The organism is Bathymodiolus azoricus thioautotrophic gill symbiont (assembly GCF_001298715.1).
GTDB lineage: Bacteria > Pseudomonadota > Gammaproteobacteria > PS1 > Pseudothioglobaceae > Thiodubiliella.
Genome location: NZ_CDSC02000362.1, coordinates 1 through 8,816 on the forward strand (window position 1 = coordinate 1; position 8,816 = coordinate 8,816).

The 8,816-nt window shown below is 39.0% G+C and carries 11 protein-coding genes, 1 tRNA gene and 1 pseudogene; 4 read left to right on the top strand and 9 right to left on the bottom strand.

Features of this window, described 5'->3' with window-relative positions:
• Positions 1–26 precede the first annotated feature (26 nt).
• Positions 27–167: pseudogene (locus tag BAZSYMA_RS10725) on the top strand (delta-class carbonic anhydrase); the annotation flags it as partial.
• Between the two features lie 324 nt (positions 168–491).
• Here BAZSYMA_RS10725 and panD read toward each other — a convergent pair.
• The 6 genes from panD to infA all read right to left on the bottom strand — a co-directional run bounded on the left by panD (position 492) and on the right by infA (position 4,504).
• Positions 492–863 carry an aspartate 1-decarboxylase gene (gene panD, locus BAZSYMA_RS07010; RefSeq protein ID WP_090717100.1) on the bottom strand — a complete coding sequence of 124 codons (372 nt, stop codon included), beginning with the start codon at positions 861–863 and terminating at the stop codon, positions 492–494.
• A 5-nt stretch (positions 864–868) separates the two neighbouring features.
• Positions 869–1,999 carry a sodium ion-translocating decarboxylase subunit beta gene (locus BAZSYMA_RS07015; protein WP_090717102.1) on the bottom strand — a complete coding sequence of 377 codons (1,131 nt, stop codon included), beginning with the start codon at positions 1,997–1,999 and terminating at the stop codon, positions 869–871.
• 94 nt (positions 2,000–2,093) lie between these two features.
• Positions 2,094–3,920 (bottom strand): sodium-extruding oxaloacetate decarboxylase subunit alpha, encoded by a 1,827-nt coding sequence (gene oadA, locus BAZSYMA_RS07020; RefSeq protein WP_090717105.1) that lies wholly within the window; start codon positions 3,918–3,920, stop codon positions 2,094–2,096.
• Positions 3,921–3,923: 3 nt separating this feature from the next.
• Positions 3,924–4,166, bottom strand: a complete 243-nt coding sequence (locus tag BAZSYMA_RS07025) for an OadG family protein (RefSeq protein WP_090717108.1) — start codon at positions 4,164–4,166, stop codon at positions 3,924–3,926.
• Positions 4,167–4,188: 22 nt separating this feature from the next.
• Positions 4,189–4,273: transfer RNA gene (locus tag BAZSYMA_RS07030), tRNA-Leu, on the bottom strand.
• Positions 4,274–4,285: 12 nt separating this feature from the next.
• A complete protein-coding gene (infA, locus tag BAZSYMA_RS07035) occupies positions 4,286–4,504 on the bottom strand; it encodes a translation initiation factor IF-1 (protein ID WP_010645628.1) in 219 nt (72 codons plus the stop codon).
• 117 nt (positions 4,505–4,621) lie between these two features.
• On the opposite strand from infA, the gene metF reads away from it, so the two are divergent.
• Positions 4,622–5,440, top strand: coding sequence for a methylenetetrahydrofolate reductase [NAD(P)H] (metF, locus tag BAZSYMA_RS07040; RefSeq protein WP_090717116.1), 819 nt, complete (start codon positions 4,622–4,624; stop codon positions 5,438–5,440).
• A gap of 8 nt (positions 5,441–5,448) precedes the next feature.
• Here metF and BAZSYMA_RS07045 read toward each other — a convergent pair whose 3' ends face one another.
• From BAZSYMA_RS07045 to BAZSYMA_RS07055, 3 genes are read right to left on the bottom strand one after another with little or no spacing between them, the layout of a single operon-like run.
• A complete protein-coding gene (locus BAZSYMA_RS07045; protein WP_090717111.1) occupies positions 5,449–5,883 on the bottom strand; it encodes a hypothetical protein in 435 nt (144 codons plus the stop codon).
• Between the two features lie 44 nt (positions 5,884–5,927).
• Complete coding sequence (locus BAZSYMA_RS07050) at positions 5,928–6,662, bottom strand: uroporphyrinogen-III synthase (RefSeq protein ID WP_090717119.1); 735 nt, start codon at positions 6,660–6,662, stop codon at positions 5,928–5,930.
• A gap of 13 nt (positions 6,663–6,675) precedes the next feature.
• Positions 6,676–7,272 (bottom strand): hypothetical protein, encoded by a 597-nt coding sequence (locus BAZSYMA_RS07055; protein ID WP_090717113.1) that lies wholly within the window; start codon positions 7,270–7,272, stop codon positions 6,676–6,678.
• A 40-nt stretch (positions 7,273–7,312) separates the two neighbouring features.
• Between BAZSYMA_RS07055 and BAZSYMA_RS07060 the strand changes: the two genes are divergently transcribed.
• Both BAZSYMA_RS07060 and tsaE read left to right on the top strand, forming a co-directional pair.
• On the top strand, positions 7,313–8,266 hold the full coding sequence (locus tag BAZSYMA_RS07060) for a calcium/sodium antiporter (protein ID WP_195910143.1): 954 nt from the start codon (positions 7,313–7,315) through the stop codon (positions 8,264–8,266).
• Positions 8,267–8,301: 35 nt separating this feature from the next.
• Positions 8,302–8,730, top strand: coding sequence for a tRNA (adenosine(37)-N6)-threonylcarbamoyltransferase complex ATPase subunit type 1 TsaE (gene tsaE / locus BAZSYMA_RS07065; RefSeq protein WP_370460899.1), 429 nt, complete (start codon positions 8,302–8,304; stop codon positions 8,728–8,730).
• Positions 8,731–8,816: the final 86 nt, after the last annotated feature.

The window sequence follows — 8,816 nt, forward strand, 5'->3', positions numbered from 1 at the left end:
ATTTTTGAAAATTTGTATTACTTGGACGTGTTAGACCTAAAGTAGCCAAAGTTAATATTGAGAGTGTTGGTCAATGGTGTAAAGGTAATGTTTTCAATGAAGATCACGCACACGGCGTGAGAAATCTTGTTACCAATCCTAAACTTCTTTCCAAAATTAGTCAGTAAACTTAAACAGACGGGCGGCTTATCAAAGGTTAGCAGGGTAAATATATTCGGGTAATGAAATTGCATTACATCACTTTTGAAAGGTAAGTTAAAATCAGCATTGAAGCCACCTACCGCTTTGTTCTTAAGAACAAAGCGGTAGGTGGCGTATACGCCATCAACACAAGCAGTATCGCAAAGCGCTACGGCAAGATGGAAGTGTTGCACTTATGGATTGAATTCGCCACAGAATCAATTAAACCTGATGAAATTAGCGCCTCATCGTCATTTAATTTTTAACAACTAACTTTGAGAGACCTTTGCAATAATCTTGAATAACTTCTTTCATAGGCTTATACTGGCGCCTACTTTGGTTAAAATATTTTTATCATCAACATAGCACAATGTCGGCATGTAATTTTTAATTTCAATTTCATTATAACTGGCATAAGAAGCAATAATCAACAAATCCCCCACTTGTGCTTTATGTGCGGCGGCGCCATTCACAGAAATCACGCCTGAGTTGTCTTTGCCACGGATGGCATAGGTGGTAAAACGATTGCCGTTGTTAATATTGTAGATTTGAATTTGCTCAAAAGCACCAATTCCTGCTGCATCTAATAAAATACTGTCAATCTCACATGACCCTTCATAGTCCACTTCACTGGCAGTGGTGGTTACACGATGGAGTTTGGCTTTTAAAAATATTCTGTGCAAAATAATTAACCCAAAAATTGAATCATAATACCAGCGGCAATCGCTGAGCCTATGACACCTGCCACATTTGGACCCATGGCGTGCATTAAGAGGAAATTGTGCGGGTCGGCTTCCAACCCCACTTTGTTAGAAACACGGGCTGCCATTGGTACAGCGGAAACCCCAGCGGAGCCAATCAGCGGATTGATTTTATTTTTACCAAAGGCGTTCATTAATTTTGCCATCAATAATCCACACGCCGTGCCAATGGCAAAAGCCACCATACCCAGCACCAAAATACCTAGCGTTTCAGGTTGTAAAAACTTATCTGCCATCAGCTTTGAGCCAACTGCCAAGCCCAAGAAAATAGTCACAATATTAATTAAGGCATTTTGCGTGGTATCGCTCAATCGATCAACCACACCTGATTCCTTCATCAAATTACCAAAGGCAAACATACCCAATAACGGCGCTGCATCTGGCAAGAGTAATGCCACCAACATCAACAACATCACGGGGAAAATAATTTTCTCCGCAGTGGAGACTTCACGCAATTGCACCATTTTAATTTGGCGCTCTTTCTTAGTGGTTAACGCCCGCATAATTGGTGGCTGAATCAATGGCACCAACGCCATGTAAGAATAAGAAGCCACGGCAATTGCCCCCAATAAATCGGGCGCTAATTTTGATGCCACATAAATACTGGTCGGCCCATCCGCTCCCCCAATAATACCAATGGCAGCGGCATCATTAAGGCTAAAATCAAAAATCCCCATGGCGCTCAAACCAATGGCACCCAATAAAGTGGCAAAAATACCAAACTGTGCTGCTGCACCAAGTAACAAAGTCTTAGGGTTGGCCAGCAATGGCCCAAAATCAGTCAAAGCACCCACACCCATAAAAATAATCAATGGAAAGGCGCCCGACTCAATGCCCACTTCATAAAATATATGCAAAATCCCATTACCCTCAGCGATACCTGCCCCTGGAATATTGGCTAAAATCGAACCAAAACCAATAGGCAACAACAACAATGGCTCAAATTTTTTAACAATAGCCAAGTATAAAAGCAGCATTCCCACCAGCAACATCAGCCCCTGACCCCAAGCCATTTGCTGTAATCCTGTATTTGCCCAAAGCATGTTTAATTGTTCCATTGAGAGACCTTGTGATTATGAATAATTAGAAAAATAATATTGTTGATATTGACACATAGAAACCTTTGCAATAAATAAAAATGATCAAGGCGGGCTATACCATGCTTAATAAGGTTTGACCTACGGTTACCGCATCGCCCTCTTTGACGCTAACACTGGCGACTATGCCAGATCTGGCTGCTTTGATTTCAGTTTCCATTTTCATGGCTTCTAAAATAACCAACACATCGCCTTCATTGATTTTTTGATGAGGCAATACCATTACCTTCCAAATATTGCCAGAAAGCGGGGCGCCGATTTCTTCTGCATTTGCGTTGGGTATTTTGTCAATCATTTGCTTTTCTGTTGGTGCTACTGGCGCAACGACATCTACAGCGGACTTCATTGAGGTGACATTACCGCCTGCAGACACATCAACTTTGTAAGAGGTGCCTTTGAATGACACGGTATAACTGCCCTCTTCGGTTGAATTATTAACGCTATTGCCGACCTTGGGAGCGGATTCGAAAAATTCGGCGTTATCGCGATTTTCTATAAAGCTAATACCAACTTGTGGGAATAAAGCATAGGTCAGCAAATCATCGATTTTATTGTCAGCTAGGGTCAAACCCTTTTCTGCCACGATTTTGTCAAACTCCTGCTCCAAAATGTGCATTTCTGGTGCGATATTGTCTGCTGGACGACAGGTAATTGGTTCGCTACCATCTAGCACTTTGGTTTGCAATGCTTGATTAACTGGGGCAGGTGTTGCGCCGTATTCGCCTTTTAAGATGCCTGCGGATTCTTTGGTGATGGTTGTATAACGATCGCCTGTTAAGACATTCAAAACCGATTGTGTGCCAACAATTTGCGATGTGGGTGTTACCAATGGAATGTAGCCTAAATCCTTACGCACGCGTGGAATTTCTGCCATGACCTCGTCCATTTTATCAAGGGCATTTTGCTCGCGCAATTGGCTTTCCATATTGGTCAACATACCGCCGGGCACTTGTGATAATAAAATTCTGGAGTCCACGCCTTTAAGTGAGCCTTCAAACTGTGCATATTTGGTACGAATGGGTCTAAAGTAAGCGTCAATCTCTTCTAATTTTGCCAAATCTAGGCCGGTTTTTCTTGGGCTGTTTTCTAAAATAGACACCACTGAATTGGTGGCTGAGTGCCCATAAGTCATGCTCATAGAGCCAATGGCTGTGTCCACACGGTCAATGCCTGCTTCCACTGCTTTGACAATCGAAGCGGTTGATAAGCCTGTGGTGGCATGTGCGTGTAACTGAATGGGAATATCAACGGTTGCTTTGAGTTTTTTGACCAAATCATACGCATCATAAGGGCGCAATAAACCTGCCATATCTTTGATACATAAAGAATGGGCACCCATATCTTCAATAGCCTTTGCCATATCAATCCAAGTTTGCATGGTATGCACTGGGCTAACGGTGTAAGAAATTGTGCCTTGAGCGTGTTGACCTAATTTAACAGTTTGATCAACTGCCGTTTTTAGGTTACGCATATCGTTCATTGCATCAAAAATACGAAACACACTGACGCCATTTTCAGCGCAACGCTCAATAAATTGACGCACCACATCATCACTATAATGACGGTAACCGAGTAAATTCTGCCCCCTGAGCAACATTTGCTGAGGGGTATTGGGCATGACTGCTTTGATTTCACGAATTCTGTCCCAAGGATCCTCACCAAGATAGCGAATACAAGAATCAAAAGTTGCGCCACCCCAAGATTCCATGGACCAATAACCAATCTTATCTAATTTATCAGCGATTGGCAGCATGTCATCAATACGCATTCTGGTTGCAAATAAAGATTGGTGTGCATCTCGCAAAACAAGCTCAGTAATTTCTACTTTCTTCTGATTTTCAGTCGTAGGTTTTTGAATAACATTCTTTAGAAAATTTATCATACTCTACGCCCCTCTATGCATCTTGATAGCTTGCTCTATCACGAACTTAGCCTCTTCATCCAATTCGTCCGCCATCTCGTCACGATGAGGCGCTCCAGCTTCAACTGGCGTTGAATCTTGTATTTTTTGAATAATAATTGACATAAGCTTGGTCACAAACACCAATAAAGTCAAAAACAAAAAAACAAAACCCATCCCAAAAAGGGTTAGGTTTAAGGCTTCTGTTATTAAATCTACTTGTTCCATATTATTCACTTTAGTTTAAATTTGGTACCGATGGACGGGGTCGAACCGTCACTCCTTGCGGAACTGGATTTTGAATCCAGCGTGTCTACCAATTCCACCACATCGGCTTAATCTTTTTTTTATTTATGTCTGAAAGTGATTCTACCCTTTGTTAGGTCATAAGGTGTCATTTCTACAGTCACCTTGTCTCCTGGTAAAATACGAATATAGTGTTTACGAATCTTTCCAGAGATATGTGCCAGTACACTGTGCCCATTCTCTAACTCAACAGTAAAAGTAGTGTTTGGTAATTTTTCTTTAACCACACCCTCTAACTCAATATAATCACTTTTCGACATACACACTCTTTTAAACAAAAAAAAGTTATTTTACCCGATTGTTGCGACTTAGACAAAAGCTTTAACGCCATACAAATACGCTATAATTAGCGCTTTTTACAAGCATTTATAATGCCAATGAAAACAAGTTTCGAATTTTTTCCACCACGAACAGAAAAAGGCAAGCAAACTTTACACCAAGTTCGACAAGAACTGAGTAGTATCAATCCAGAATATTTTTCTGTGACTTTTGGTGCACTTGGCACAACACAAGAGGCGACATTAGAGACAGTTTTAGATATTCAAAAAAATGACACTGTCGTTGCTGCGCCTCATCTATCTTGCATTGGTTCAAAAAAAGAAATTATTATTGAATTGCTTGACCAATATAAAGCAGTTAATATTAATCGGCTTGTTGCACTTAGAGGTGATATCCCATCTGGCGTGCGTGATATTGGTGATTTCCATTATGCCAATGAACTGGTTGAATTTGTTAAGTCGCAATACAACAATCACTTCCATATTGAAGTAGCCGCCTATCCTGAGGTACACCCAGAATCCAAAAATAGACAAACTGACTTACAACATTTTGCTGACAAAGTAAAAGCAGGCGCAGATGGTGCTATCACACAATACTTTTATGATGCTGAGGCTTATTTTAAATTTGTTGATGAAATAGAAAAACTCGGTGTTAGTATTCCAATCATTCCGGGCATTATGCCGATTACCAACTACACACAGCTGGTAAGATTTTCCAATATGTGTGGTGCAAAAATTCCCAATTGGATTTTAAAAAAATTAGAGCTGTATCAAGATGACCTTGACTCACTCAGCACATTTGGATTGGAAGTTGTCACCAACTTGTGTCAAACTCTAAAAGAGCAAGGGGTTAATAATTTCCATTTCTACTCAATGAATCGCTCTCAGCCTTCCCTAGAAATCGCTAAGCATTTATAAAAGTATGCTTAATGTTGAGATTTGACCCAACCTTGTAGATCGTGTAATTCTTTTTTGTCTTGAGAGTGACACCGCTTCTCAAGAATATCTAGTCGCTCAGTAAGCTCAGAAAACACCATTTCATAATGTTGATTTTTAATTTCTTCTTTATAAAGTTTGGACTTTAGATTGGTGATAATACCATGATAGACTTTATCATTTGCACCATGAATGGCGTTATCAGTTTCTATTTTATGTATAGCGTCATCCTTAATCTGTTGCATTTTTTGAATATGCTGATCTTGCTCAGAACTCATATTAACACTCGGATACGCCAATCTCAAACTGTCTATTGTTACATAGCCTTCATGCGTTTGCAGTTTGCCATTATTGATTTGATTTTGAATATCAAAACGACTAATACCCAACATTCTTGCTGCCTTAGATACACTCAACTTAACCATAATATTCCCCCAAGAAATAAGTTATGGTTAACAATAAACCTATTTTAGGTTTTTGTCAAGTTTGTTAACGCCTCAAGTAAACCTTCATCACTAATTTTTGTAACAACTTCAACTTGGGTAAAACCTATAGATTGTGCAAAAGTTTTAATACGCTCACTTAACACTACCAATGGATAACGCTTGATTGTGCTTAGCGCATCGGTATCAATTTGCCCAACTATTGACAAAAGTGCAGTGAGATTTTCAACACTGGTTGCGGTAATAATACCTTTGTCACTTTGTAAAAATTCTGACAAAGCGCTATGATGCAATGGTGTGGTATTACACACCACACGCTGATAAACTTCAATATATTCAACCGTATTATGCTGTTCCAGTCCTTCTTTGAGTGTTTCTCTTCCGCCTTTGCCTCGAAAGATCAAAATATCTTTACCTCTCAGTATTTTAACTTCTGACATTGCCAACAATGCTTCACTAGAGGCTTTTTCACTGGGAAAAGCATCAACCTCAAAACCGTATTCATTAAGTTTATTTGCAGTTGCTACGCCTACAGCAAAAAATCTACACTGCTGATATTTTAAGTTTTGAAGTGTTTCTAAACTATACTCAACCGCATTGCTACTTATAAAAATCAGCACATCATAATGGCTTTTAAGCGGCACATGACTTAACGCCTCAACCTCTAAACTGGGAAACAAAATAGGCTTGTAACCACTCTGACTTACCAAAGTTTGCAATGGTTGGACTTGCGCTAAGGCGCGTGTTAGTAAAATATTCAAATTAAGAACGCCTCTAAAAACCCAATAATTCAGCAATAATGCGAATTTTATCCAATGTTTCTCGCTCTGCAAATTTGCAAATCAAGACAGTCTTAGTGTTGACATCAACGATGCTTTCAAGGTAGATGCGTATTTGTTTTTCGTCCCATACCTGTGCAGAATATAACACTGGATATTGATTAAAACTCAATATTACATCTGAGACTTGCGCTTCTTGTAAGCCCAGTTTAAGTGTTTTAGATGATTGGAAGCACACTTTGTAGCCAGACAATAGTTTCATCATCTCTGTGCTTGGTGCTTTATCAACTTCGCAAAATAAAATAAAATGTTGCCAATAGTCTTGCACTTCACTTAGGGTTTTTTTTAGTGCTGTTGCGTCTGTTAATTGCAAATACTCAATCGTTAATACCAGCGTAAACTCACTCTCTTCATCTTCTTCAATGTCGCTAAAAATTTGCTCTAAATCTTCATCCGTATCAATCGGCAATGATAGTGTTTTAAAGATAGCGGCATAATAATCAAAACGCCAATCTTGGGGTAAATCATCGGGATAAAAATCATCTTGTAAATCAAGCCCACTACGACCAATTAAAAATTCTGTTTTATTCATTTGCCTCTATAATAAGTAAAAAATTATTGCTTCATTAATTATGCCCGACATTCTACTACCAATTATTGCTCTTTTAGCAGGTTTTATACTTTTAATTTGGAGTGCTGATACATTTACTGAAAATGGCGCAAAGATTGCTAATATTTTCAAAGTGTCGCCTTTAGTGATTGGTTTGCTTATTTTTGGTTTCGGCACTTCAGCACCTGAGATGTTGGTATCAGGCTTAGCGGCAATAGATGGCAATACAGGGCTAAGTATCGGCAATGCCATCGGTTCTAATATTTTTAATATAGCATTGGTGCTTGGCGTGAGTGCCATTATCGCTCCTATTGAAGTAAAAAGTGGTGTTCTAAAAAAAGAATGGCTGTTCTTAATGGTTGCCACGCTTGTGACAGGTTACTTACTATGGGATAGATATCTTGGCGTGACTGATGGTTTGATTTTAGCGTCTTTGCTGATTTTATTTTTAACTTACACTTTAATAAGTGCCAAAAATTCAAATCACCACGAATTCGACGAATTTGAGCAAACTGTTAATAAAGACCAAACAGGAAAAACTTGGTTGATGCTTATCATTGGTTTAATCGTATTAATTTCTAGTGCAAAATTGATTGTATGGGGGGGTGTAGAAGTTGCAAGATTCTTTGAAATATCTGACTTAATCATTGGTTTAAGTATTATTGCACTTGGTACCAGTTTGCCTGAGTTAGCGGTATCTATCTCTAGCATTTTAAAGAAGCAATATGAGATGGTGATTGGCAATGTGATTGGCTCTAATCTATTTAACACCATTGCTGTTCTTGCTATTCCTGGACTTATTCATCCATCTAAAGTGGCAGATGAAGTTATTGTTCGAGATTACCCAGTGATGCTGCTACTTACATTACTGCTATTCATCCTATCTTATAAGTTTCATAAAAAGCATAGGATTAATCGCTTCGAAGGTATCGTATTGGTGAGTGTGTTTAGCGTTTATATGTGGCAGTTATTCTAAGAGCGCCTCGGGTGAATCTAGTCTTTCACAGTGAGATTGAAGTGGCAAAATTTGCTCAAGTCTTAGCGCGCAATGTAAAAAATCTTAATAATTCTATCGTTATTTACCTAAAGGGTGATTTGGGTGCAGGGAAAACCACAATAGCAAGAAACTTCATTCAAACTTTTGGTTTTAAGCGTGTCAAGAGCCCTACTTACTCACTGGTCGAAAGCTATCAAAATCAAACGATTAATATTCATCATTTTGATTGTTATCGCTTAAGTGACCCAGAGGAATTAGAATATATTGGCATTCGGGAATATTCACAAGGCAACTCTATTCAACTGATTGAATGGGCAGAATTGGGCAAAGGTATGGTTGCTCCTGCTGATTTAATCATTCACATCACTGGTGAAGATAACAGCAGGACTTTAACGCTCACGCCACAGAGTAACATCGGGGGAAAAATACTGGGATTTTTATAGCATAAATAGCCCAACCTAAAAAACCAACAACCCATTGATTTAAAACATAAATAACACATTTACCTCAGCAAAAATTAGATTTTGCC